The sequence below is a fragment of the Desulfurellaceae bacterium genome, from assembly GCA_021296095.1.
GTDB lineage: Bacteria > Desulfobacterota > Binatia > Bin18 > Bin18 > JAAXHF01.
Map to the genome: position 1 here is coordinate 1 of JAGWBB010000105.1, position 421 is coordinate 421.

1 protein-coding gene is annotated in these 421 nt (G+C 62.2%); it reads right to left on the reverse strand.

What is annotated here, in order from left to right:
• Positions 1 to 421: phosphomannomutase/phosphoglucomutase (locus tag J4F42_19330; protein MCE2487671.1), on the reverse strand; the 421-nt coding region annotated here is incomplete at both ends.

Below are 421 nucleotides of genomic sequence, written 5' to 3' on the forward strand. Positions count from 1 at the left end.
GCCCCGGTCTGTTTGACCATCCCGATCAGCTGCTCCAGGTTTTCGGGCACGGTCGGGTCAGGATGATGGTTGGGGAAACGGCCGTCCAGCTCACAAAACAGCTCCGTTACCCGGCAGCCCAGGGCACGAAAGATTGACGGCGCAACCGGCCCGGCGGTCGCATTGCCGGCGTCAACCACGACCGAAACCTGGCGTTCCAGGCGCCCAAACTGCCGGCTCACAAACTCCTGGTAGGGACCAATGATCGGAGTCGGGACCTGTCGGCCTCGGCCTGAGGCGAAGTGTTGGTCCTCGATCAGAGTCCGCAGGCGCTGAATGTCCGGGCCGTACACCGTGACTTTGTCGAGACAGATCTTGAATCCGTTGTGGTCAGCCGGGTTATGGCTGCCGGTGACCTGAATCCCGCCGTCCAGATCGTAGT